General features: G+C 52.5%; 1 protein-coding gene. It reads right to left on the minus strand.

Annotation, left to right across the window (positions count from 1 at the left end):
• A partial coding sequence (locus ACTHUR_RS14460) for a DEAD/DEAH box helicase (RefSeq protein WP_440399266.1) occupies positions 1 to 687 on the minus strand: 687 nt, incomplete at both ends.

Consider the following 687-nt stretch of genomic DNA (forward strand, 5'->3'; position numbering starts at 1 on the left):
GAATAACTTGGTGTGCTTTTTCATCTACCCAGTAATCACCTTCGCCTTCTTCGGTTTCTTGGCGGATAAGGTGGGCAGGAACGGCATTCATCACGCGGTAGAGCTGGATGTTGTCATCCGCCTGGCCGGAAATAATCAGTGGCGTACGCGCTTCGTCAATCAGAATGGAGTCCACTTCGTCGACTACGGCAAAGTTCAATTCGCGTTGAACTTTGTCGTATTGGTCGGTCACCATATTGTCGCGCAGGTAGTCGAAACCGAATTCGTTGTTTGTACCGTAAGTAATGTCGGCACCGTAAGCAGTCTGGCGTTCGAAAGGTTGCAAATCGGCGACGATCACGCCGACGCTCAAGCCTAAGAAGTTGTACAACGGCTCCATAATGCTCGCGTCACGGGAGGCGAGGTAGTCGTTGACGGTAACGACGTGTACGCCTTTTCCTGACAATGCATTCAGGTAAACGGCAAGGGTGGCCACCAGAGTTTTACCTTCACCGGTACGCATTTCGGCGATTTTGCCGTTGTGCAGGACCATACCGCCGATCAGCTGTACATCGAAGTGGCGCATGCCCAATACACGGCTCGATGCTTCGCGGCAGACGGCAAAGGCTTCGACCAAGATGTCGTCCAGGCTTTGTCCGTCGGCGAGACGTTGTTTGAATTCGGCTGTTTTAGCTTGCAGTTCTGCAT

It is taken from the genome of Neisseria sp. P0021.S007, assembly GCF_051956855.1.